Source organism: Fictibacillus barbaricus (assembly GCF_031457135.1).
In the GTDB taxonomy this organism is placed as follows: Bacteria; Bacillota; Bacilli; order Bacillales; family Fictibacillaceae; genus Fictibacillus; species Fictibacillus barbaricus_A.
This window is the reverse complement of the sequence record NZ_JAVDWA010000001.1, coordinates 437,959-462,025: the sequence shown is the minus strand read 5'-3', so window position 1 is coordinate 462,025 and position 24,067 is coordinate 437,959. Positions and strand designations below refer to the sequence as shown.

At 37.9% G+C, this 24,067-nt stretch carries 27 protein-coding genes and 1 pseudogene; 11 read left to right on the top strand and 17 right to left on the bottom strand.

The genetic code is table 11. The features are described 5' to 3' along the window. Positions 1-33: 33 nt before the first annotated feature. Entirely contained in the window at positions 34-741 is a 708-nt protein-coding gene (locus J2X07_RS02425) for an SDR family oxidoreductase (RefSeq protein ID WP_310256104.1), read from the bottom strand. Between the two features lie 178 nt (positions 742-919). Between J2X07_RS02425 and J2X07_RS02420 the strand changes: the two genes are divergently transcribed. Next, entirely contained in the window at positions 920-1,744 is an 825-nt protein-coding gene (locus J2X07_RS02420) for an alpha/beta fold hydrolase (RefSeq protein ID WP_310256103.1), read from the top strand. A gap of 403 nt (positions 1,745-2,147) precedes the next feature. On the opposite strand, the gene J2X07_RS02415 is transcribed toward J2X07_RS02420, so the two are convergent. Then, entirely contained in the window at positions 2,148-2,846 is a 699-nt protein-coding gene (locus J2X07_RS02415; RefSeq protein ID WP_310256102.1) for a DUF4362 domain-containing protein, read from the bottom strand. A 135-nt stretch (positions 2,847-2,981) separates the two neighbouring features. Between J2X07_RS02415 and J2X07_RS02410 the strand changes: the two genes are divergently transcribed. Genes J2X07_RS02410 through J2X07_RS02400 form a run of 3 tightly spaced genes read left to right on the top strand, consistent with a single transcriptional unit; the run spans position 2,982 to position 5,695 of the window. After that, positions 2,982-4,547 carry a hypothetical protein gene (locus J2X07_RS02410; RefSeq protein ID WP_310256101.1) on the top strand — a complete coding sequence of 522 codons (1,566 nt, stop codon included), beginning with the start codon at positions 2,982-2,984 and terminating at the stop codon, positions 4,545-4,547. 16 nt (positions 4,548-4,563) lie between these two features. Beyond that, on the top strand, positions 4,564-4,923 hold the full coding sequence (locus J2X07_RS02405) for a cupin (RefSeq protein ID WP_310256099.1): 360 nt from the start codon (positions 4,564-4,566) through the stop codon (positions 4,921-4,923). A gap of 19 nt (positions 4,924-4,942) precedes the next feature. After that, positions 4,943-5,695: a hypothetical protein gene (locus J2X07_RS02400; protein WP_310256097.1), complete on the top strand. Its 753-nt coding sequence runs from the start codon at positions 4,943-4,945 to the stop codon at positions 5,693-5,695. Positions 5,696-5,714: 19 nt separating this feature from the next. Here J2X07_RS02400 and J2X07_RS02395 read toward each other — a convergent pair. The 6 genes and pseudogenes from J2X07_RS02395 to J2X07_RS02370 all read right to left on the bottom strand — a co-directional run bounded on the left by J2X07_RS02395 (position 5,715) and on the right by J2X07_RS02370 (position 8,902). Beyond that, positions 5,715-6,253, bottom strand: a pseudogene (locus J2X07_RS02395) (GNAT family N-acetyltransferase). A gap of 18 nt (positions 6,254-6,271) precedes the next feature. After that, a complete protein-coding gene (locus J2X07_RS02390) occupies positions 6,272-6,718 on the bottom strand; it encodes an NUDIX hydrolase (protein ID WP_310256095.1) in 447 nt (148 codons plus the stop codon). A gap of 19 nt (positions 6,719-6,737) precedes the next feature. After that, a complete protein-coding gene (locus J2X07_RS02385; RefSeq protein ID WP_310256093.1) occupies positions 6,738-7,130 on the bottom strand; it encodes a GNAT family N-acetyltransferase in 393 nt (130 codons plus the stop codon). A 5-nt stretch (positions 7,131-7,135) separates the two neighbouring features. Next, entirely contained in the window at positions 7,136-7,531 is a 396-nt protein-coding gene (locus tag J2X07_RS02380) for a DUF4181 domain-containing protein (RefSeq protein ID WP_310256091.1), read from the bottom strand. Positions 7,532-7,573: 42 nt separating this feature from the next. Continuing rightward, the gene (locus J2X07_RS02375; RefSeq protein ID WP_310256089.1) at positions 7,574-7,744 is read right to left on the bottom strand and encodes a hypothetical protein; all 171 of its coding nucleotides are present in this window, start codon (positions 7,742-7,744) and stop codon (positions 7,574-7,576) included. Positions 7,745-8,005: 261 nt separating this feature from the next. After that, entirely contained in the window at positions 8,006-8,902 is an 897-nt protein-coding gene (locus tag J2X07_RS02370; RefSeq protein WP_310256087.1) for an AraC family transcriptional regulator, read from the bottom strand. A 177-nt stretch (positions 8,903-9,079) separates the two neighbouring features. Between J2X07_RS02370 and J2X07_RS02365 the strand changes: the two genes are divergently transcribed. Beyond that, positions 9,080-9,793 (top strand): DUF421 domain-containing protein, encoded by a 714-nt coding sequence (locus tag J2X07_RS02365; protein ID WP_310256085.1) that lies wholly within the window; start codon positions 9,080-9,082, stop codon positions 9,791-9,793. A 42-nt stretch (positions 9,794-9,835) separates the two neighbouring features. Here J2X07_RS02365 and J2X07_RS02360 read toward each other — a convergent pair whose 3' ends face one another. After that, a complete protein-coding gene (locus J2X07_RS02360; protein ID WP_310256082.1) occupies positions 9,836-10,876 on the bottom strand; it encodes a zinc-binding dehydrogenase in 1,041 nt (346 codons plus the stop codon). Positions 10,877-11,019: 143 nt separating this feature from the next. Continuing rightward, positions 11,020-12,648 (bottom strand): M4 family metallopeptidase, encoded by a 1,629-nt coding sequence (locus J2X07_RS02355; protein WP_310257369.1) that lies wholly within the window; start codon positions 12,646-12,648, stop codon positions 11,020-11,022. A gap of 280 nt (positions 12,649-12,928) precedes the next feature. Between J2X07_RS02355 and J2X07_RS02350 the strand changes: the two genes are divergently transcribed. Beyond that, positions 12,929-13,396, top strand: a complete 468-nt coding sequence (locus J2X07_RS02350; protein WP_310256081.1) for a GNAT family N-acetyltransferase — start codon at positions 12,929-12,931, stop codon at positions 13,394-13,396. A gap of 116 nt (positions 13,397-13,512) precedes the next feature. Here the strand turns inward: J2X07_RS02350 and J2X07_RS02345 are convergent, their stop codons facing one another. The 6 genes from J2X07_RS02345 to J2X07_RS02320 all read right to left on the bottom strand — a co-directional run bounded on the left by J2X07_RS02345 (position 13,513) and on the right by J2X07_RS02320 (position 19,524). Then, entirely contained in the window at positions 13,513-14,037 is a 525-nt protein-coding gene (locus tag J2X07_RS02345; RefSeq protein WP_310256080.1) for a DUF4362 domain-containing protein, read from the bottom strand. Between the two features lie 27 nt (positions 14,038-14,064). Then, positions 14,065-14,751, bottom strand: a complete 687-nt coding sequence (locus J2X07_RS02340; protein ID WP_310256079.1) for an HAD family hydrolase — start codon at positions 14,749-14,751, stop codon at positions 14,065-14,067. 19 nt (positions 14,752-14,770) lie between these two features. After that, the gene (locus J2X07_RS02335) at positions 14,771-16,456 is read right to left on the bottom strand and encodes a hypothetical protein (RefSeq protein WP_310256078.1); all 1,686 of its coding nucleotides are present in this window, start codon (positions 16,454-16,456) and stop codon (positions 14,771-14,773) included. Positions 16,457-16,628: 172 nt separating this feature from the next. Then, positions 16,629-17,186 carry a GNAT family N-acetyltransferase gene (locus J2X07_RS02330; protein ID WP_310256077.1) on the bottom strand — a complete coding sequence of 186 codons (558 nt, stop codon included), beginning with the start codon at positions 17,184-17,186 and terminating at the stop codon, positions 16,629-16,631. Between the two features lie 161 nt (positions 17,187-17,347). Next, positions 17,348-18,232 (bottom strand): RNA polymerase sigma-70 factor, encoded by an 885-nt coding sequence (locus tag J2X07_RS02325; RefSeq protein ID WP_310256076.1) that lies wholly within the window; start codon positions 18,230-18,232, stop codon positions 17,348-17,350. Between the two features lie 2 nt (positions 18,233-18,234). After that, positions 18,235-19,524, bottom strand: coding sequence for a phytoene desaturase family protein (locus J2X07_RS02320; protein ID WP_310256075.1), 1,290 nt, complete (start codon positions 19,522-19,524; stop codon positions 18,235-18,237). Positions 19,525-19,799: 275 nt separating this feature from the next. On the opposite strand from J2X07_RS02320, the gene J2X07_RS02315 reads away from it, so the two are divergent. Together J2X07_RS02315 and J2X07_RS02310 are read left to right on the top strand one after the other, a co-directional pair. Continuing rightward, positions 19,800-20,264 (top strand): universal stress protein, encoded by a 465-nt coding sequence (locus tag J2X07_RS02315; RefSeq protein ID WP_310256073.1) that lies wholly within the window; start codon positions 19,800-19,802, stop codon positions 20,262-20,264. A gap of 706 nt (positions 20,265-20,970) precedes the next feature. Beyond that, entirely contained in the window at positions 20,971-21,477 is a 507-nt protein-coding gene (locus J2X07_RS02310; RefSeq protein ID WP_310256071.1) for a hypothetical protein, read from the top strand. 233 nt (positions 21,478-21,710) lie between these two features. Here J2X07_RS02310 and J2X07_RS02305 read toward each other — a convergent pair whose 3' ends face one another. Then, positions 21,711-22,202: a DinB family protein gene (locus J2X07_RS02305; protein WP_310256070.1), complete on the bottom strand. Its 492-nt coding sequence runs from the start codon at positions 22,200-22,202 to the stop codon at positions 21,711-21,713. A gap of 268 nt (positions 22,203-22,470) precedes the next feature. On the opposite strand from J2X07_RS02305, the gene J2X07_RS02300 reads away from it, so the two are divergent. Genes J2X07_RS02300 through J2X07_RS02290 form a run of 3 tightly spaced genes read left to right on the top strand, consistent with a single transcriptional unit; the run spans position 22,471 to position 24,048 of the window. After that, on the top strand, positions 22,471-23,232 hold the full coding sequence (locus J2X07_RS02300) for a class I SAM-dependent methyltransferase (RefSeq protein WP_310256069.1): 762 nt from the start codon (positions 22,471-22,473) through the stop codon (positions 23,230-23,232). Next, positions 23,229-23,492: a hypothetical protein gene (locus J2X07_RS02295; RefSeq protein WP_310256068.1), complete on the top strand. Its 264-nt coding sequence runs from the start codon at positions 23,229-23,231 to the stop codon at positions 23,490-23,492. Before J2X07_RS02300 ends, J2X07_RS02295 begins: the two co-directional genes overlap by 4 nt. Positions 23,493-23,514: 22 nt before the next feature. After that, a complete protein-coding gene (locus tag J2X07_RS02290; RefSeq protein ID WP_310256067.1) occupies positions 23,515-24,048 on the top strand; it encodes a hypothetical protein in 534 nt (177 codons plus the stop codon). Positions 24,049-24,067 lie beyond the last annotated feature (19 nt).

Below are 24,067 nucleotides of genomic sequence, written 5' to 3'. Positions count from 1 at the left end.
TGTTACCTCCTTATAACTTTTTTAAAATAAGTTCTACCAGCTGATTTCTTCACCATCTCTAAAAAATCCGCCATTTGGTCCATCTTCATCAATCTCAGCCAGCCAGAGAATGGATTTTGCTGCCACTTCCACACTTCTCGGTGCATTAGGACCTCCCATATCTGTTCTTACCCATCCGGGGCATACTGCATTAATTTTGATATTGCCGCTTACTTCTGAAGCTAGTACTTGCGTTAATCCGTTCAGTGCTAATTTTGAAATTTTGTATGAACCATTTCCGGAATCACTGAATTCTCTCATTTGTCCCATTCCAGAAGAAACATTGATGATCCGTCCGTAGTTTTTCTTCTCCATCAAAGGCAGGAATGCACGAACCATATGATAAGGAGCAAAAAAGTTTGTGTTCATCGTTCCTTCCAGCACACCTTCAGGAAGTTCCACTAATCGATGATTTCCATCACGGAAAACTCCTGCATTGTTAATTAATACATCGAGCCTTCCAAATTGTTTTTCTACAAAACGAAACGCTTTTTGCAGTGTGTCAGGATTATGTAAATCAAGTTCAACAGCCTCAGCATCGAGGTTCATTTTCGTTAATTGGAAAGCAGCCGCCTTTCCTTTTTCTAGATCTCGGCATCCTAAAAGAACTCGAAATCCCTTCTCTGCCAATTGTTTACCTAGTTCAAAACCAATACCTCTGTTACCCCCAGTTACGAGTGCAATTTTTTGATCGTTTATCATCTTATCCTCCTCGTTAATAAGAAATGACTTAATAGTTGTATGTACACACAATTATAATTACAACGATTACAAAATGTCAAAAGAAATTTATTAGAGATACTTTTGAAACGCTTTGAAAAGGAAAAAAAGCCATCGAGTAGAAATAGTTGTTAAAAAGATTTATATAAGGAGTTACTCTATGATTTGTTCGGTATCTAAGGGCAGTATTTTTTATGAAATAGCTGGTGAGGGTTTTCCGATCGTTATCCTGCATGCTATGGGAACAGATCACCGGTCGATGAAGGCTTGGATTGAACCAATCTTTGAAAGAATCCCAGGCTATAAGCGGATTTACGTTGATCTGCCAGCCCATGGTTATAGCCAGATTTCGAACGACTTGAAGTCTTCAGATGATATACGCCAAAATCTATTAGATCTTATTGATTACATACTTCCGCAACAACGTTTTTCTCTAATCGGCACTTCTTATGGAGGATATTTAGCTCAGGGCATTCTTCATCAAAGACCGGAGCAAGTAAAGGGAATCTGCCTGCTCAGCCCTGCCTTGCATATGAGGAATCGAGTGCAGCCTGAAAAAGTTGTCTTGACACGTGACGAGGAACTTTTAAATCAGCTGGATCCAAATATTCGAGCGGGCTTTGAAACATTGATGATCTATCAGGATAGCAAGCACTTGGAGTATTTTTTACGAGAGATTCAGCCTGGCCGTTTGCTGGTGAACCGTGACTTTTTGCTGTCAGATTGGAGGGAAAAAGGCTACTTTTTTCATGAAGAACTGTTTGCAGAAATTGATGATGTTGATCAGCCTGCTCTTATTATAACCGGCAAGCAAGATACGATTTGCAGTTATAAGGATACATTTATCCTGTTAGATAAATTCCATCGGGCTTCTTTTGTGGTGATGGATCAAGCTGGACATATGCTGCAGATTGAAAAAAGAGAGCTGGTACAGGAGCTCGTTTCGGAGTGGCTGGATCGTGTTAATTATGAAAAAGAAGGCTGACATTGTCAGCCCTCCTTCATTTACGTGTTCGGTGTCCTTTCATGGTGGACACTTTTACGTATTTGTTGAATTATTTGTTTTTCGCGAGATTATTAAAATTTTCGTGAGATTATGATCCTTTTTCGCGAGATTAATGGAAAATCCGCGAGATTATCGTACCACGTGTTTTTTTGAGGAAGAATTTAATATTAAGAACTTCTCCTCTCCTTCTTTATTTGGTGAATGACAAAGATCAAGCTTACAAATCCGGCAGTAAAGGAGCTTGGGATGCTAAATAAGAGGTATCTCCATTGACCTGTCATCAATGAAACAATAGTAAATAGAATCGGAAAACCTACTAATATAAAAAGGGAAACAATGAATCCTAATCTCGTATTGCTTTCCATATTTTTCTCTTCCTATTTTATTGATTCTCGTAAACTTGGATGATCGTTTCAGCCACTTCCGTAAAAACATCCTCCCCCTTGTCACAATCACTCCAGTTGAAATGCCTTTTACCTCCGTTCATCCAAACGGTCAGATCATACTTCATTTTTGAGTTTGTACAGACACCCTGCTCATATTTTTGATTTAAAAAATCAGCATACACGAGATTCTTAAACACGGTATTTTTCTCTTTGTTATCCATTGGAGTCTTGTTCGTATCAATGGCATTTTCCAAATTGGGTCCATATTTAAGAGCAAAATCAAAACGATCTTCACTTGATGAGTCGTAATGCAAGGTAAAGAGTTCAATCCGTTGTCCATCGTCACATTGGTCCAAATAACCACTCATCTGCACATCGTTCTCGTCCACATGAAACGTCTGGCAAGATGTCGTCCTGATATCTTTGACTCCAAAATCATCTTCACTGTTATCAAACTTATAATTAAAAATCTTTCCATTATACTTTACTTCTTCGTATATGGGATCTCCTTCAATTGTATGATGGCTTATTCGTATTTTATCCTTTTTACGAACCTCAATCTGCTTTATAAAATGGGTCAACCGTTCCACATTTTCAATTCCGTTGTATGAAATTTTAATTTCATCTTTGCTAGGAACACTCTTAATCTCCTTCTCTTGGCATGCTGTTAAGAGACATATAGCTGCAATGATCAATAGCCAATATTTTATCGGACCTCACCTCACTTCGTGTATTTTTCTATTTATTTCCAATCATTATATATCGAACATGTAAGATTAAAAAGGGGAATTATGGTCTTTGTCGAATTTTTGCAGTAAGGGGGAACTATCATGAAGAAATCACAAGGGAAATTTAGACCCATCTTTATACCTGTTGTCTTTTTCTTAATTGTATTTTCGATATTAACGAGTCAAAATCTTGCTAACGAAAAAGAACTTCCGTCTAAAGGATGGAGCAGATCATTGCCACTCCATACAGGTACATTTGGAGAAGTGAAGCCGGCCGTTTATGAAGAAAATGGACGATATCATGTTTATGTACCGAAAGAAAATGAGGTTCTGTCCTTTTTTGTGAATGATAAATTGCAGGTTAGCGATAAAAAAACAACTCCTGTTTCGATCCCGGGTTCACAAAATTTCTGGACCGATCGCAGAGAATTTATTTTTGTAAAAGGGACTCAGCTCATTCATTTTGATGGAAAACAGGAGCAAGTACTCGACAAAAATGTTCTAGGAATGGATTCGAATAAAAGTACCATTATCTACTTTAAGCAGCATGAAATTTTAAGCGTTGATCCCGCAACCTTCAAAGTTCAGTCTGTCGATAAAGTGAAAGAAGATTTGAAATCTGTCGCACTAAATAGCTCTTCAAAATCTTTTGTTATAAAGTCTATTTATTTGGACCCTTTTAAAAAAGTGAAGGCTGTTTTTTATGAATACAAGAATGCTGCCTTTTATAAACATGTTCTGTTAAATACGGACGAAGCCATCTCAGAAAACCATTTCAGCTTTTATTTTGTAGAAAACGGTTCAGATTTAACCGTGTATTATTTGCTGTTTAATAATGCAAGCGGCGGTAAATCATATCACCTCTATCACGGAACAAATCAATTGAACGCAAACACGGATTGGAAGTTCGAACCGATGACCTTTACGGATAAGGATGGGGTTGAACTCGAAAATCCTAAGTTTGTTCAATATGGAGTCGATGAAAACAACCAAGTTAGAATTCTCTTCACAACACGAGCTAAGAAGTCTATTGATAAAGAGGCAGTCAATGTGTATGAAGTGAAGCAAAAAGGTGATAGTTGGCTCACGGAGAGAAGAAGTACTACAAACTACAATTCTATTTATCCTCATTGGATCGGTAATCACTCGATTATGTGGATGAACATGACTGGACAAGATGAATTTACGTATAGCGGTGCCTCCACTAATAAAGATATCGTTGAGAAAAGTCTTATCACAACGAACGAAGATATTAAACAAGCCACCTCCCGTACCATTCTTTCTATGTTCAAAGGATTAATTCTTGGAATGAGCGCTTTGTACTGGGTCGCGCCAGCTGTTCTATTTGCAATCGTTATTTATTTCGTGAAACTTCAGCTCATGGAGGATGAAGATAAACGTGTGAAGTATGCGATTTTAGCTCTCTATCTTGGTGTTCAGTTAATCTTTGTGCAAACGCTTTTTAACGATCATTTTTATTTTTTCGCACCCGACTTTCTAACGTTTAGCGGCAGTTCATTTGTTCTCCCTGTCCTTATCGCATTGATCAGTGGCATAGCTGTTCTTCTTGGGAAAAGACGCAATTGGGGGATGCTTGCTACTATTAGTTATTTTGTAGTGGTCAATATTATCTTTTTGTCCTTAACAGTTGGACCTTATATGTTTTAACTTCAGGAGGTATATCATGCAGTTTTTTCATTTTGGCAAGGAAGTCGGAAAACATATCGATAAGTTTGACTCTAATTTTGTGATGTCACGTATTGTCCAAACAGAAAAACCCGCTCATATTGGATGCATGTATTTAGAGGAAGGTGGAATAATCGGCTATCACCAAGCTGTCGTTCCACAGTTGCTGCTGATCGTAAGCGGCAATGGGTTTGTCCGTGGTGAAAGTGGAGAATTTATTCCCATCAAGGCTGGAGAGGCAGTCTTTTGGACAATGGATGAGTTTCACGAAACTCGAACAGACTCGGGATTAACGGCAATCGTGATTGAAAGCGAAGAGCTGAACCCCTCTTCGTTTATGCAAGAGAAAAAACGTTAAAAGAATGAGGATCATCAAAATGAAACCAACTGTATTAACCCCTATCACAAAACCATTAAAAGTTAGAGCTGATGGCCATGCTGTAGAATTATCCGATCAGCATAATTTTGAAATTGAACAGTATTGGAAACAAATTAACGTGAATGAGAGATTTACCAGAGGAGAAATCTTTCATGTTCATTCCATTGAGGAACATGAAGATCGTTTTGATATCATACTGCGCACTACGGATTATGCCCATTACTTACATTCCGTACGATATGATACGGCTGATGATAAAAGCTGCAAAGTAGTCTACGGAGCTGGTTTAGTAGAAACAAAGGACTCGTACTTTGTTTTTGGTGAAATGGCTAATCATACCGCATACCCCGGCAGATTGCAATGTGTCGGCGGCAGTCTCAGTGATGAAGATAAAAATGGTACGTATTTTGATCTCGAAAAAAGTGTGTTGAGAGAGTTATCAGAAGAAATTGGAATCGATGATGTTGAAAAATTGTGTGATAGTGAAGTACAATTCATTAAAACCGGCGGAACATATGATTTTATAGCGGTATTGTTTCACATTAATCTCGATCTTACTTTAAAGGAATTCCAGCAATACTATACTGCTTATTGTAATGAGCTTATTGCAAATGGTGAACAGCCTGAGTTTAAAAGACTCGTAACGTTGAAGAATAATCTGAATGAGATCAGCGAATTTTTAAAGACAGAACGACGTGATGCTGTAGATTACTTATTTTCCTTATTAGAACAACAAATGCGGAAAGCTTGAGGCATCTGTCCTCAAGCTTTTATTTATTCTTCCACTCTTCTTTTAAAACACTCATTCTCAAACGACAACGAATTTTCCATTTCTTAATCGATCTTGCCGCAGTATTCCTTCTTCTATGTATCCAGCTCTTTTATAAGATTTGATGGCTTTTTCATTATCGATCTCAACCCGAAGCCAAATTTTATTTAAATGTAATTCTGTAAATCCGAAATTGAGCATTGCTCTCATAGCTGCTAATCCATATCCCTTTCCCCAAAATCGCTTGTTCCCTATAGCGATTCCAAGTTCAGCATGCTTGTTCATCCTATCAATGTTTTTGAGATCAACCCATCCTATATGTTCCCCGTTTTCAGTAAGAATAGCTTTTGTTCATACCCATTGCTTTTATCGATACATTTCTGAATCCATTCTTGAGTTTCTTCCTTGCTAAAAGGAGGGGTTTTTTTCAGGCATGTTAAGATGCTTCGTTACTTCTTCATCCAGACACCATTGATAACGGTCGTTTGCATCATCTATCAATAAATCTCTTAATCTAACTTTTACTTGTTGATTCTGCATGATACTGTTCTCCATATTTTAAATCCATTCCAAATCTTCAGCTATTTTTTCTGCTTTCTCTAAAATCTGAATTCTGATCTCGGATTTCTGTTCAATCTTAGAAATCATTTGCTTTGCAGTTTCAAAATTAAAGATGACATATCCTGTTTTTTCATGGTTAAAAGCTGTGGATACAAATTCGTCTACCTTTGCTAAGAACCAGATTGTATATGTATTCGTAGATTCCCAGTACCATGAAGCAAATGGAATCTTCTCATCCTGAAGCGTTATTCCCGCTTCTTCCATTACTTCACGGTCAAGCGCTGTATTTATTTTTTCTTCGCCTTCGATTCTCCCGCCAATCGTCGTCAGGAGCTGCTCGTCTTCGTCCCAAGCCATCATGATCATTCCGTTTTCGGTAATAGGAATGCAGTGAACACTAGCAATTTTCTTATTAGTTGGTAGTTCTTTTATAAACGCAATCATCTTTTACCCTCATTAAGATTTATTTTACGCGTTCCTTTTTTCTCTGAAACGATTGTATGGACTTGGTGTATCCCAGCTTTTCAAAAAACTCTTCTTTACCAGGCTGAGCCCCAAAAAATAGTGAGGTTGGACTTGCTTCCCACGCTAGTTCCATAAGACGTTTGCCTATGCCTTGCTTTTGATAATCCGGTCGTACTAAAACCTCTGAAATCGTCCCAAAGAAATAACCATCAGTTAAAATGCGGGCGCAGCCTACTAATCTCTCTTCGTCCCACGCCGTAATGTTGATGGTATTTTTTATGGCTTCTAACGTTCGAAATTCATGATAGGTTCCCGGCCAAACTGCATTTACTAAACATAAGAAGGAATCAACTGACAATGTTTTATCGTCTATCACATATCGTAAGTTCATCTTGTTCACCATTTGTGGTTAAAGAAAAGTATAAGAATGGGTAAGAAAATTGCTGTAAAACCGATGAATGAGAAAAATTGTACGATGTACTCTTTGCTCTCTCTATCATATTTCCATTCCATTAAAATTCGAAATGCACTTAAAATAATAATGAATATGAAAAACCAATACTTCGAAATCCAATTAGCCCCTTCTTTCATGTTCCCATAACCCATTATCCCGCCTACAATTACAAAGATGAAGATAATGAGAATTTCTCCCCATCTATGAAAACCATTTACACTTCTATACCAAAAACCATATTTCTTTGGAATGTTAAATTTTTTTCTGAATTTCTTTTCTGCTATCATTTCAATCCCGCCGAATACAATCGCAAACAATAACAACGCTAGGATATTCAATCATTGACCTCCCTTGGATAGGCGAAACTAAAAAATTTTCAACTATCCTTTAAAGCTATTTTTCCTTAACTCATCCCTTATTTCCATTAAGTATTCATTCTTCTGCTTCATCAATTTAATAATGGTTAATGCCACATAAACTACAAAAATCGGAATCGCTAAATAAAATAAAAGTCCTACTAACGGAAAAAGGCTAAAAAACGGGTTGCTCATCTTCCTGCCCCCTTTATTTGTATATATAGACTGATTTTAACACAAAATTCCAATTTTTCTCGCAATAATAGGAGGTCCATCTATATCTCGCGGATTTCAGCAACAATCTCACGAAAATTTCAATAATCTCACGGATTCTGGCTATAATCTCGCGGATTTTTTTTAATACTCGCGAGTCGACAATCACAATCAAAATATGAAAAACTTTGTTAAAATCAAAAAAACCTCTGGAACATAATCGTCGTCCAGAGGTTCATTTCCTTATTTCACTTTCGCTGCCTGCTTTTTTACTGGGATGTAGATGTCAATCTGCTTTCCTTCTTTTCCGTAGCATCTCTCATCATACAGTTCAAACTCTATGGTACCGTCATGTTCATATCCTGAATCCGGGAACCATTTTGAGAAGATCTCAACCCACGTTGATTGAATGGATGCTGAAAAGTCTTCCTCATTTGCTTTAGGTGTTGTAAAAACAGCATACTCCATTTCAGGAAAACTTCTGTATGTCATTCCTTCTGGCGCAGGTGTTCCTGCTGCCACTTCCATACCGATCAGATAAACAAATTCACCCGTTTTTATATTATAGTCCGTACATAATCCAAATTCTTCGTTTTTGTTGAGTGGGTTCGGAATTTTTGCGCCAAGATTGTTTTGCAGATAATGCTGCCAGAACTTCGGTATTTCGCGATTGTTCTCACCATCTATGTTACTTGTCTTCAGTTCGTACCCAATGATGTTGAATGCCGGTTTTGTAACTAACTTCATTTCCAATGTAAGTCCTCCCGTCAATCGGTTCCTATTCAGGTAAGCTTTTTGATGCAGAAATTTTGGTGCGATGTTTGCCTCGCGATATTGTCTTGGTGAAACGCCAAAGAACTTTTTAAAAGCACGATTGAATGATTCATGATAGTGAAATCCGAGATCCAGTGCGATATCGATCACTTTTTCGTCGGAGATCAATAATCTATGTGCTGCAAATGTGAGTCTTCTTTTTCTCACATATTCCATAACGGTTTCACCAACTAAAAAATGAAACACCCGATGATAATGAAAAGGCGAGAAACAAGCGAGCTCTGCAAGTTCCTCAAGCGTGATGCGCTCATGCAAATTCTCTTCAATATAATCCAGTGTCCGCTGAATACTAACTTCGTAATCCATTCCCTGATCACCTACCCTGCTTCTATCATACCCACGTACAAATGCTGCTTCTTAACATTTTTTGCTAAGTTCATTTTATCAAAACTCAAACGCTAAAATCGTTTAAATCATTTATTGAATGTATGTTTTTGATTTTTCATGTTAAAAAATAGGAAGAACAAATAAAGGAGAGAAGTTATGAATGGAACTATCGAAGTAATAATCCGAACCCTGGCCGCATTTACATTAATCATTTACATCGTTCACCTGCTTGGTAAACAAACCATTGCTCAGATGACCTATCATGATTTTATTGCTTCTACAACATTAGGGGCTATTGCCGGCAACTTAACATTCAATACTTCTATTAAATTTAGTAATTTTATTGTTTCATTACTTGTATTCGGAGGTATCACTTTCTTCTCCACTATCCTTTCATTAAAAAATAGAAATATCAGAGCATTATTTAGTGGTGAACCTACCGTTATCATACAAGATGGAAAAATACTTGAAAAAAATATGAAGAAATTAAAGTTTACACTAGATTCGATGAATCAAGCATTAAGGGCAAAAGATATATTTGACATCGATGAAGTGGAATATGCCGTTGTAGAAGCAGGAGGACAATTATCAGTATTGAAAAAATTACCGTTTCGGAACACGACAAAAAAAGATCTAGGGATATTTACACCGGCAAAGTCTGCCTTTCCGATTGAATTAATAATGGACGGCCAGTTGATAGAAAAAAATTTCACCCAAAATAAACTCACCAAAGATTGGTTTCATACAGAGTTAGATCAACGTGGACTCATTTTGTCTGATGTGTCCTATTGTGTCCGCGGTACGAATGGCCAGCTTTATTTTGATCTATTTCATGACAAAATTGCTTCTCCCATTGATACAGAGTCATAAAAAAAGCGCACTGCTCAATCTTTGAGTGTACGCTTTTACATTCTATTCCTCTGGAAGTAAAACAATCTTGCCAAGCTTACCTGAGTTTTTAAAAAAAGTTTGGGCTTCTCTTGCTTTCTCTAACGGAAAGGTACGTTCAATGACTGGTTTAATCTTCCCTTCAGAAATCGCGTCAAGCATACGTTTAAACTCTGCTCGAGTACCTAAAACAGACCCATATAAAGTAATGTGTTTTAAGTAGAGGGTTCGAAAATCAAGTTCCGTTTGCTGCCCCCCTGCTGAGCCAGAGATACAAAACTTTCCGCCATTCTTCAATACTTGTAGAGAAGTTGAAAACAAGGCATCACCCACAACATCTAACACCGAATCAACCGGACCGCCATTTACTTCTAAAATTTCTTCAGCAAGGTTTTCCGATTTATAAGAGAGTACATGTGCCGCTCCTAATTCTTGTATTCTTTCTTTTAAAGTCAGATCTCCAACAATTGCAATAACCTTCGCACCGAATACTTTAGAAGCAATCTGAACGTTTAATGATCCCACACCGCCATTCGCGCCGGTTACTATTATCGTTTCACCTGGCTTGGCTTGGATTTGTTCGACCATATGCCAAGCTGTAAGACCGCTTACTGAGAAAACCGAGCTTTCTATGTAGTCTGGAAGAGGCATATCAAAGCAAAGGTCCACTGGCCAAACTACGTATTCGGCATAGCCTCCATCATACTCAGAACCTATGAAAGACATGTCTTCAGAAATATGCTCAAAGCCTTCCTTCCCGCTGGAAGTAAACGGGAACAGAACTACATCCTTTCCTATCATGCTTTCTTCTACTTGATTTCCTGCTTTTACAATAGTCCCTGTTATATCGGATCCCGGAATTCTTGGAAACTGAACTCCCTCAGGCTTCCATCCTGACTTCGTACCCGAACCATAGGCGCCTTCTCTCATCCATATCTCTGTATTATTAATTGCACATGCCTTTACTTTAATAAGGACTTCATTACTTTTAGGCTCTGGTACTGACTTTTCCACAACTTCTAACTTGTCAACATCACCGTATCCCGTCACTTGAACTGCTTTCATAAAATTCTCACCTTCTAATCTATTTGTTAAATAAAAAGTACAATATTGGTTAGTTTACACATATTCGTACTCGTCATCCAATCTAATGCACTTTTGGACAAAAAAACAGCCGATCCCTTTTTCAGAATCAGCTGTTGTTAACATTATTGAATGCCTACTGCATTGAAAGCTTGTGTAACGGATGTTACTTCTTGTGATGAAGCACCATACAGGTCTGTTGCAGATTGGATGGCTGCCGCTCTAGCTTGGCTGAAGTTGGATGAAGACGTTAAATAAGAAGTGTTCATGCGGTAGAAGATTGCTCCTAGCTTCGCACGTCCAATTCCTGTCACCGTTACGCCATAATGAGTTCCGCCTTCACTCAACAAGTAAGCACATTTGTTGATGATTCCGCTGTTTGTATGAACGCCGCCGTTGTCACCTGTTCCTGTGTACCGTACTGAATAGTGGTCTGGATCTCCATATTTAGCTGGATTAGACATGGAACGAAGGGCATCTCCAGCGGTGCCTGGGGTGTACACATCTTCACCGATCTCAAAGTCGGGATTGTTGTTGCTTTGGTATTCAACGAGTGTCCCGAAAATATCGGACAATGCCTCGTTCAGTGCACCTGATTCATTTTGGTACGTAAGATTTGAACTCGTTTCAGTCACAGCATGTGTAAGTTCATGGGCAACGACATCGATTCCGCCAGAGAGAGGAATAAAGGTTGTTCCGTCACCATCTCCATACACCATCTGTGAACCGTTCCAGAACGCGTTGTTGTAGTTTTTATTAAAGTGAACAGAAGATTTAATCTGTGCGCCTTTATTATCATATGAGTTTCGGCCAAATGTATTTTTATAATAATCGTACGTCACACCTGCATAGTAATGGGCATCAACAAACGCTTTTTCATATGTGCTGTCCAACACATTATCTGTGCTGCTATAAAGGGTTCCTGGAAGAAAAAGCTCTGGAAGGAACGTACGGTTTTTCATATCATACGTCAAGATCCCACTTCCTCTCGTGTTGTCCTGCATATAATACTTGCCGCTCGAGAGTGTAAGGTTCAATGTTTTTGAGTCACCTAAGACGCCTTTTCCTGTTCCGGTCGTGCTTGTCCCGGATACTCCATCCATATTGTTGTATCGGTTTAGTATTTCACCTGTTGCTGCATCTAAAAAGTAATTCCAATTCCCAGGTTCAGGTGTTAAAAAGTTTAAGTTAACGAAGTATGCATAATGAGCAACGTCGTCTTTCATGAAAACAACGAGCTCTGCTTTCGGTGTTTTTTCAAATGTAGGTGTCATTCCCAATGCATCTTTTGCAATCTGAATCGCTTTTTTAGATTGGATCTTTTTGGTGTTTTGCAATTTTTCCTGCTTGTCCAATTCCGGAACAACTGAGCCAGATACAACTTTCAGCACTCCATCTTTTGTGACATGCGCCACTTGTGTCGATCCCCAAACAGGAACGCCGTTGTATTGCTGCTGAAGCCGAAGTACCTTTGTCCCATCTGCTTCTGTTGTGCTTTCTTTAATAGCAAAAGAATCTTCTGCTTTCTTATTGCCAAGTTTATAAGAGGATTTATGATTATTCATGTAATCGAAAAGAACCTTCTGAGCTGCATCCTTTGATGGTGTGGTTAGTTTTCCTGCTAAAAATGAGGGTGTTCCGAAATCACTTTGTGCTTTCACTTTTACTTCGTTTGAAGCAGCTGAAACTTGTGTGCCAAGTGCTCCTGATACGAGCGTTGCTGCGATCCCCATCGCAACCCATTTTCTTTTCATCATCATAAAACCTCCATTTTCCTTTTTCAGTAAATTAGCTAGCAAGCAACATCATATCACCCTTTCCTCTAAATTTATACGAATATTCAGAAAGTTAAAGAGATGTTACTACCGAAAATTGTATTTTGGAGTTTCATAGAGCCCATTGTCATATTTTGTATTTAGTACGAAAGAACCGTTTCTATCGTCATAAAAATGAACAACCTCCAGTAATCTACATAGAGGTATTTCATGATAATATGTTAAAATTAAATGGGAACATATAGGAATTAAATCAAAGATGAAAAAAGGGGAATTTATCATTCATAATCTCGTAGAACTTGTAGAATTAAATGCAAAAAATTGGTATGAATGCTGTACGTTAGAACTTGCTGATCATCAAGCCGGTCATATAGAACCTAATGCGGTTTCAATTGCTCAATCTAAATTTGAACCTTCCTTAAAACCATATGCCATTTACTATAAAGGAAAAACAGTTGGTTTTCTTATGTTTAACTCCATAATGGAAGAACTGGACGGTTATTGGATATATCGCATAATGGTCGACAAAAACTATCAACAAAAAGGCATCGGTAAAACCGCCACAAAATTAATGATTGATGAACTGATTAATAAAACAAATGCCAAAAGAATCGTGGTTGGCTATCATCCTGAAAATCGAGGAGCACACCAATTATATGCAAGCTTAGGATTTGTTGATCACGGTGACAGATTTGGTAAGGAAATGGCCGTGGTTTTGGATATATGAACAATATAAAGAAAAAGAGGCTGTTCTAAGCGAACTGCCTCTTTTAATCGTTTAAAATGCGGATTCTACATTTTTGTTTTGTATATTCATCCCTATTCGTTTATCCCACTCAACATTTACCAGCCAGATCCTCTCGTTTTCCCGACGATATCCCCTTCTAATGGAAAGAGGACGTATTCCCACGCATCATGACATTCCGTCAGCATGTAATAGCCTCTTTCTTCGTCCTTGGTAATCGTACTGCATTGCTGCGGGTTCTTCATTTTTATTTCTTTTTCAGCTTGTTTTGCAGGTACATGGCTGGCATCAGGCTGCACTTGAACCCAGCCTACTTGTGCTTGCATATCATAAACATATTGAAGATCATAGATCATCGGAACGTCAGGATCATCGAATTTTACACCTTCGAGATAACGGACGACTCGAATCTTATTTGGCTGTTTGTTACTCATATTTGAAATAAACTGTTCTAACTTATCCACATTCGTTAATTCGAATGAATCTTGAACGATGTCTTCCTTATTCGGCATAAACGTTTTACTTTTATTCTTTTCGTTTTCACTTAAAACGGACTGTTTACCTCCACAGCCTGAAACAAGGAGTAAAATTATCACAATCGACAGCAGCATTTTTGATGTCATTTTGAATCCTCCCTAACCTGCTCTTGATTATACGCTAATTGACTTTATGCTTTCTTGAGCAAGGAGGTCCAATGGGTTTGTTAGTTTCGGGAAATCCTTATTTCTCTCACTCATATGTGAAGGCAAAAACCATGCTGCTTGAAACGCTTGTATCCCTGCATCTCTTGCCCCATATAATTCATCAGATCCTCCATCACCTACGAAAATGGACTCTTGAGGTGTTACACCAAGTTTTTCACAGGCAATATGATAGATTTGCGGTGATGGTTTTGCACACTTTGCTTCATAAGAAAAGATAACGGTGTCAAAATAGTTTGGCAGTTTACAAGTGTTCCAAGACATTATTTCTTCTGGAGCGCAATTGCTGATCAAACCTAGTTTTATATTTAACGTTTTTAGCTGTTTAAGCAATTCAATCACTTCCGGATGCATCTCTTGAAAAGGAACGGCTTTTGCACGGACTCTTTCTTGATGCACTTCTTCAATCACTTTATTATCAATTTTTTTACCGTATACACTCAAGATATCCCTCAAAACGCTCTGATGATCCGGGAAAGTTCCATCCATTCTCATAGCTCTTCTGCTGTCCCATTCTTGTTTAAACACTTTCGGATCTAGTCCTAAATCATTGGTCGAATAGACTGCTTTTTTCACTTCATCCTTCCACTCCGTTATGAGCGTTTCATACAAATCAAAAAAAATGGCTTTAATCAAGTGATAGCCTCCTATGTATCTATTCTTCTATAAAAGGGACCTCACGCAAATGCTGTGTATGTTCAAATAAGACATGTGAGAAATGATCATAATTTACCCACTTAAAAGGGATGAGAAGTTGAATATCATTCTGCTTGTTGTAGATTTGCACATGTTTTTTATTGTATTTTACTTTCTTGATGTCCTGAATCTTCATTGCTTTACTATTCTTGCCTTTCGTTACAACTACATCTTGGCCAACAATTACAACTTGGCTCCGTTTCTTTTTCCATAGCTCATAAACGGTTAGAAGAAGACCGATTACGGTAAATCCGATCGAAATATAAATCTCGTCGTCTATTCCATTGATCAGCATCTTTCCCCAATGCGTAATGAGGATCGCATAAAAAAACCACAAGCCTGTTGGCAGTTTAGGTGAACTTTTATAATGGATCTCTTCATGATATTTTTGACTTAATTCTGCTCTCTTCGAAAAGAACTCTTCTTTATGTTCAGAAATGGACTTTGATTTTAATTCAACAAAATCCGTATAGGTCCCCTCCCATACATGCGCTGTGTCATCACCGTCCTCTAGAGAAAATCCGCCTACCCATCCAACATATTCTGTATCGCTTTCTTTGAAACTCATTAAAAAATAACGAATCGGCTGTCCGTATTGATTTTCCGTTTCAATCGAATCTAGAACATTGATTTGTTCAGGAAACTTTCCTATCATTTGATCTTCTTCATCGCGGAGATAAACGATATGAGTTAATAATTTTGATTTAGCGATGAGAGGCTGCTTGTCCTCTTGATTTGGAAATAAATGCTCTTTATTGCTTGATTTCAGGTCCCAATAAATCATTTCTGCACTTTCTAAATCAGCCGCTAATTTAGATAGAATTGCCTTATCAACATCAAGGTTCTTTTCCATACATATGTGTACCGCTTTTGCAGCAATAACCGGATCGTTAAAGTGTGTCGCTTCTTTTAAAAATTCTTCGGTCTCATTCGTAAAATAATAGTTTGTGAGTTGAAGAAGCAAGTTCATATTATAGCGAAGTTTAAAATAGTCTTCTTTCCAAGATGTGTACACGTATTTCGCTTGATAATCTTTGTCATACGAAAGATATTCTCTCCTCAGATCCTGATAATCTTTTAAAAGAACCGACAAAACGTTTTGTTTCTTGTAACCCGGCTCTACCCCGGATTCATTGATTGCAAGAATAAAATCATACATCATGTATTTATAATGAGGAGAATTTAATTTATCCAAAACCTGATCAACCACATTGCGCACGAAGACAGGGTATTCACAGAGCTGTTCGACTGGCAAAATTACTTCCTCTTCATGTATTAACGTTGCGATTTTATCTTCAATTTCAAAAAAGATCTCTTCATCTTCAGTGATTAAAAATAATTCCAACGCTCTTACTTTTGCATCAGGTGATAGTTTGTCAAAATACTTGATTAAATGTTCGACTACTTCAGGCATTGCATAGTCACACACAAAGTCAGTTAAATAATAAGAGGGCTGGTCCCACACATCAACGGGATCAGGAAAAGAACTCGCTGCTGTCTCAACCACTTCTTTTAACAGGTCAACTCTGACTTCTAAATCCGGTGTTTCTTTATATTCAAATAAAGCATCCAGTGCTTCAAATCGTTTTTCAGGGTCTTGGCTCTTGGTTTTTCTCAGCATATTTCTAAACTTTAATTCGTTCATGTTTTCACCTTTTTATTTAAATTTTCTTTATAAAATAGAAGGATTCGATTTATTCTAATTGATAAAAAAAGGAAATACAATGACTTTTTGTATTTTAAAATAATTATATGAACAGATTTATTAGGTAAATGAAAAAGAAAAAAGAGCTGCTAATGCAACTCTTTAACTGGTCCTAAAATATTTTCGCGTATACACATGTATCCCTTAGAGTCGAATCCGTTGCAAGTGATTCATTACGTAAGATGCCTTCTAGCGTAAATCCTAATCGCTCAGGTATCGCCGCACTCTTCTTATTCCGTCGATCACATCGGATCTCGATACGTCGTGCCTTTAATTCGTTTACTGCAAATTCTGTTATTCCTTGTACAGCTTCTGTTACATATCCTTTACCGGAATGCCGGCTGTCCGCCCAATATCCGATCTCGAACTTCGGAACATCCCAATCAATCCGGTGCAGACCAGACGAGGCGACCAGTTCGCCAGTTTCTTTTAAGAAGACAAGCAGACGCAAATCTTCTCTATTTAAAAATTTCGTATGTGCGCCTCTAATGTTTGCTTCTACATCATCTTCCGTTTGATCAATGTGAGCAAAATGCATCCATGGCTTCAACTCGTTAAGTGAAGCGTTGATTGATTCATATACAGCCTTGCCATCACCGGGCATAGGCATGCGGATTAAAAGTCTATCAGTTGTGAATTCTGTTGGAAAGTCTAGCAGGATTGGATTCATTGTGTGCCTCCGAGTTGATTCTTCATTATCTTTTAGAATAGTTTCTAGATTCGTGTCATTTTTCTTTATTTCAATTGGCATAAAAAGCGTAAAGCCACTCTTTTTCCTTGAACGGATTTTTGGTAGATACGGCGCTTGAATGAATATTCTTTTTTGAATCTTCATCGTTGTACCTGTTTCACATGAACAAGTTTTTCCGGGTTCACGATAAAATACAGATCTTGGATTTGTTCATTTTGTACGTTGAACGAAATAACACCGTACAATCGACCATCCATGTAGATGAGCATTCCTGGTCCCCCGTTAACCTGTTGAAGGGTATATGTGATTTTCTGTGTTGTTTTCGACATAACTCCCATACAAAAACGAGCAATACGTTCAGCACCCAAAATCGGCAATAAGGCAGCCTTCGTTTTTCCGCCGCCATCCGAAAGAAGTTTCGCATCCACTGCCAATAGTCGTAATAATGTGCTAACATCGCCAGAAGTGATTGCAGAAACAAACTGTTCTGTAATGGTAACAGCTTTTTCAGATGGCCTTTTGTGATATTCCGGATGAGCTCCTAATGCATTTTTCGCTCTCAGAAAAATTTGCCTGCAATTGGCACTAGTCTTTCCAACTGCATCAGCAATGTCTTCGTAATTATATTGAAGCACTTCCCGTAAAAGAAACACGGCTCGCTCGGTTTCAGAAAGTTGTTCTAATAAAAGCAAATAAGCTGTGGAAATGGATTCTTTCATGACATACTTATTTGCTGGATCTGATTCCAGCTTCTCATTCACAATTGGTTCTGGCAGCCAGGGTCCCACGTAAGTTTCCCGCTTCTTTCTGGCTGATTTCAACTCATCTATACAACGGTTCGTTACAATTTTACAAAGATACGCTTTCACGTTTTGAACGTTCTGTACTGATTTTTCGTTCATCGTAATATACACTTCCTGCACAATATCCTCTGCATCCTGGACACTGCCAAGCATACGGTATGCCAGGGAAAACAACAGTGGCTGATAGGATGTAAAAAGACTTACAGTACTAGATTCGAGCATCTTTAAGCTTCCTTTCTTATCTTATTGAAAGCGGATTTCTGAATGATTTTATCTGAGGCACGTTTGGCACTCGCAAATGCTGCGTCCACCAACATTTCTCCATGCCCCATTCCATCTCCTGCCATATATAGGTCTGGAATTTCAGGAACTGCAGGATCCAAAAACGATGTGTGAACCGTAGCAGTATTTTGAACAACGGTGATATGAGGTATAAATTGTCGCGCTGCTACTTCTTCTCTCCACCCAGGCTGCATGAGATCCATAACTTGTTCCAGTTCTTGTTCAACTGCTTTCACGTTCACTTCTTTTTCGAATCCAAGGTATTTCAGAACATTTATAACAACAGAACCATCATCCGTTAATTTCGCAGCACGTGACTGGTTCGTAAATAAAATGTGCTGGTCAATCCCAATCGCAAAATTGTGACTCGGCATAGGAAGCTTTTTAAGTACAACGTCCAGGCAAGCCGCATAAAGAGGCAACGATTTTTCTTTCCACTCATGAAGAGAAGAATGTTCTGCCCCTTTAACAACTTTGTTCGCTTGATTTGGCCCCGTCGTTACAATTACGAATAGAGCTTCTATCTGATCTCCATCATTAAATTGCACATGATGGCTGCCATTTTCATATTCAATCGCTGAAACCGATTTTTGCGTATGAATAGTGACTCCGGCTTTTAGTGCTTTATCTCGCAGGCTAACGACCATTGACTGCCAACCGCCGTCTACATATGTGACACCATTCAATGCAAGCTGCAATTGCTTAAGTACTGCGCCGGCAAGTAAACGTTCAAAATCAATACCATACGTTGCCGTTCGGCATAAAGCATAAAAGATGTGACGGACCATCGGATCAGTAATCTCACTTTCTGCCCAATCCCGCAAGCTGATATGCGGTATCTTTTCAGGAGTCAGCTTTTGCAATCGAATTATCATTTTACCCAATTCCATTTTTCCGGACCAGGATAATAATCGTGTTGTAAAGAGCGATGTTAAAGAGCTAGGCAGAGCATGCAGCTTGCCAATCCATATTGCATCCCCTTTCGTATCCGGAGTTCCGCCATATACAGTCACACCTAATTCTTTCAAAATCTTTTCTGCTTCTCCCCCCTTGTAAATGGCATGTGCCCCAAGGTTTAGCATCGCACCATTTTTCTTTACGGATTGGGCACGCCCGCCAACTTCTTTTCCTTTTTCATAAACGGCAACAGATAAACCAGCCTTCGCTAAATAGATTGAAGCCGTCAATCCAGAGATTCCTCCGCCAACAATTGCCACATCAAATTTATTCAAATGAATCACCACTTTCTGATTTTACAAACAAGACGAGAAAGTGGTTTATTTTGTGACATAAAAATAAATTTAAAAATGGATATAAGATAATCTTTGAAGGAAATTGATTCATTTTTTCATAGTAATTTATTTATTCAACCTTTCACTAGGTGTTTAAGTTTTGGAAAGAGAGGGAATGGTTTTTGTTTGATTTTCTGATGAAAGGGTATTCTTAAACAAAGGCTATTTTCAAAATATTCTGCCTTTTAATTTATTTTTATAAGAAAGGAGAACATATGATGTTATACAGAAAAATTCTCGTTGCAATTGATGGTTCAGAAGGCAGCATTGAAGCATTGAGAAACGGCTCTGAAATCGCAAAAAATTCAGGTGCAGAATTGACGCTTCTTCACGTGATGCACGAATCCCCTCTGCCATTATATGGCGGTGTATATCCGCTAAGCGTTGCAAGTACTTCTATGGTTCGGGAAGAAGTGATTGAGGCTGAAAAAGCTGAGCAGACACATGGCGAGGAAATCTTGCACAAAGCGCAAATGCAAGTGCCCCCTGAAGTCGAGACAAGAACCGCTTTGCTTAATGGAGCTCCCTCTGATACGATTTGTGCCTATGCAGAGAGATATAACATCGATCTCATCGTCATTGGAAGCAGAGGACTGACTGGACTGAAAAAATTCGTACTTGGAAGCGTCAGTCAAAAGGTATTACACGACGCAAATGTTCCTGTTCTTATTACAAAATAGAATAGAGCAGACTCTTTAACGAGTCTGCTCCTTTTTTTATTCCACCATTTCAGAAACCGTTTTAAATTTATATCCCTTCACTTTTAAACTTTCCACGATTCTTTTTAACGATTCCAGTGATTCTTTTCAGCTGTCATACATGACGTACAGCAATATAATCGAGCCAGGTTCGATACTTTAAATACCTGATATGTATTCCTAGTCGCACCATCATCAAAAGAAAAGGCAACCACCTTTTCGCTAGTATTTTGCTTTTGTGATAAAGGACGCATCGTAAAACCCAAAGCAGTGAATTAATCGAGCATTTCTTGCAACCAGTTAGCATACTTTTTACAGACGCTTGGGAACATAGTCGAACACTAACTGATTATTGCAAGGAAGACTGGTCATATTATCATAAATGGTTATCATGCAAAATTCATTCAATGGTTGGGTCAATTCAAGGATGTTCCGACCAGTGTCTTAATAATTTTTTTAGCCTAGTTTCAATTTCTTGAAGTAGAACATTCATTGTTTAAGAAGGGTTCGTCCGTCCCCTCCATTGCGAACATCGTTTATCAAATGAACAAATCCTTCAGACAAATTTAATGAGGAATACTTTGTTTCCTTATTCAATTGAAATGCAGTTTTGTTAAATAGAGAAATTCACAAAGGTTGATGGAGTACATTCGTAAGTATACAAGCGAGGTAAAATGGGGGTGATAGGTTGATAAAAAAATCAAAATTAATAGTAATTACTTTGATCCTATTACTTATTGGTGTTGTATTCTTTACATTTGTTCAATTAAGTTACCCTATCCGGATTGATGGGGTTTCTACTAGCACTAAGGAAGATGGAAAAAAGGAAATAGTTTTTCAATTTTATAACTTAGGTCTTAAGAGGATAACAATAAAAGAAGTCACTTTGAATCATAGGAAACAACCTAAAGAATTGGCATTAGGGATTAGTTATGATACTGAACATTTAGTACAAAGTGGTATTGATAATCCAATGATTAAGTTTATGAAAGTTGACGCAGCACCCATTAAACCAAAGTTAAACAAAAAAGAAATTACTGACGCTTTTAATAGAAAAGAAAATACACCAATTTATTATGGAATAAAAATGGAGTTTGAAAAGGAACCAATCAAAAGTATGACAGTTAAATATAAGTATTTTGGGTTTTTAGTTACTAAAAAGTATGATTTAGAATTATGGAATTTAGAAAACTAACAGATGAAATAGTTCAACAACGATAGGCTGCTTCGGCAGTCCCCTTTTTTTTGAGCTAACGTGCAGCATAGTTAAACAAGGGATTAACCAAAATTACGGGCAACATCTTACTTTATCAGAGCCAATATTAAAAGAGCATACATTTCTAGCTCCAATGAAAACAAAGATAGATAGGAGTAAAATGATTAAAACTTTCTTCACTCCATTTCACCCTGTAAAGTATATTAATCCGTTTACTTGTACCAATAACTCGTTAAGTCTGTTGTAACAGATGCGTAACCCATTTGGCGAAGCATCGCTGTTATATTTCCGCGATGGTAAGCGCCATGAGTAACAAGGTGCATCACCATTTCAGCAAGACTCGTTTCTCTTCGCCCTGCCCATGGTGTATCAAGCACTAACCTCTTGTCCAAATCTTCTTGTTCGTTCAAAAAACCTTTATACTGCCCCGTTAATTTACTAAACATCATAGTCATTTCTTCTATGTTCTTCGTATCTGTTTCTACTTTTTCGATTTCCAGTGCATCACTCATACTTATTCCAGAAATGATGTGGAACCAGAGTTGATCAACAATAAACATATGGGAAACTACTTTTGATACGGATGGAAAAGCGCTTTTCACTTCCTGATGATAAACATCATTTTGAAGTTCTAATAACCGGTTAAACAAGGTTTGATTCGCCCAAACGTGATAGTCATACATAGTTAATGCTTGATGAGTCATAATGGAATCCTCCATTTTTCTGTTATTTAATCATTCCAGTTCGTTCTCCTCCTTTTTTTCGACAAAGTCCCTCATTTCCCTTTTTTATGGATTTTAGAAGGGGTTTCGTTTGAAAGAAAGAATAATATTACAATTAAACGATGAATTTTTATAACCAAAGGAGAACAGCATGAATTCATTTGAACATGACATATAAAACCGCTATTTTTGCAGAGGACCTCCCGTTTTTTGTGGTTCGTTTATTTTGAAACAATACGGAGGTGCAAAAATGAAACGGGATAAAGAGTTTGAAATGTATATAAAAGATGCGGAGAAGCCTTTTTCCGGCTGGGATTTTTCTTTTATTTCGGAGACTGGCCGAGTGAGCAGCAGCATGCTTTCCTGGTCGTATGGCAGTATGGTGATACCGTTAGTTCAGAATGCTAGTTCAATGCTTGATATGGGAACTGGCGGCGGTGAACTTTTATCAAAATTCCAGCCTTTTCCCGAGATGATTTGTGCCACAGAAGCTTATCCCCCTAATGTGCCGATTGCGAAAAAAAGATTAGAACCTTTAGGTGTGAAAGTTCACCAAATCGGTGAGGATAATCTTCTTCCCTTTTCTGATCGGCAATTCGATTTGATCGTCAACAAACATGAGGAATATTCACCACAAGAAGTCCGCCGCGTGATTTCGGATGATGGTATTTTTTTGACACAGCAAGTTGGCGGTACGGATTGTAAAGAACTCAATGAACATTTTGGAGTTCCTTTGAATGATGTGTTTTCTCATTGGAATCTTTCTTTTGCTAAGCACCAGCTGCAAAGTCACGGGTTTGATGTGTTGGAAGCGAAACAAGAATTTCCGGTACAGCGTTTTTATGATGTTGGAGCTCTTCTATATTATTTAAAAGCGATTCCATGGCAGATGCCAGATTTCCAAAGAGATAACTATATAGAAGAACTTTATAGTATCCATTTAATGATTCAATCGAAAGGGTATTTTGATGTAAGACAGCATCGATTTATTTTAAAAGCGAGGGCTAAATGATGGAATATATGATTGCATTGCTTGTAGGCGCCTCAATTTTTATGTTCTTGATCTTCTATGCCATTCAGATTTACGCTCCAAAAAAGAAAAGAATAAAATACTTTTTCGCGATCGTCTTTCTGTTAGCAGGCTCGAGCGGATCCATTTACAGTTTCCTTCTTATTCCGGATTTACTAACAAGCATTGTGAGTTTAGGCCTTGTAGCTCTAGCTGCAGGTTCCTTTCTAATTGCTTTTTCAATGGATATGTTCTCCAAGTAAATCTTTGATTGGAAGTGCTCGGATGAAAAAATATGAAGCCAAATTTGACAAAAATGAAATCGATCTCCTCAAAAATATGATAGGGAAACAAATGACTTCTATTTTCGGTTCTTCCATTACTAGTCATGATCATGGTGATCTGACCCCTTACCAATCTTACGCAACGGTCTTTTTAACTAATGAACAAAAAGAGATTTTAGCATTCAGCTGTCGAGTGCTTGAAACCCAGCACAATGAAGAATATTGGAAGATTTCTATTCAGAAACAAGAAAACCCAGCTCCCTTTATTTTTGAAGTAGATGATGAGGATAAAAAGGTAAACCTGACTAATACAGAAATTTTGATTGAATCTCATGTGATGGGTATGTCTATCTTTTCAAAAGAATTTGAAACAGATATGGAGCAGCTAAACTATGATCATGCAGTAGTTTTCGAACTCGAAAACGGAAGAAATCTTTGTATTTCGGCAATGAACGGCCCTTGTGGAGTGGATATAACGATGGATGAAGAAGAAATACAGAAGATACTAGCAGGATGCATTGAAAGATTCGTATAGGATTTGAAAATACGAGCGC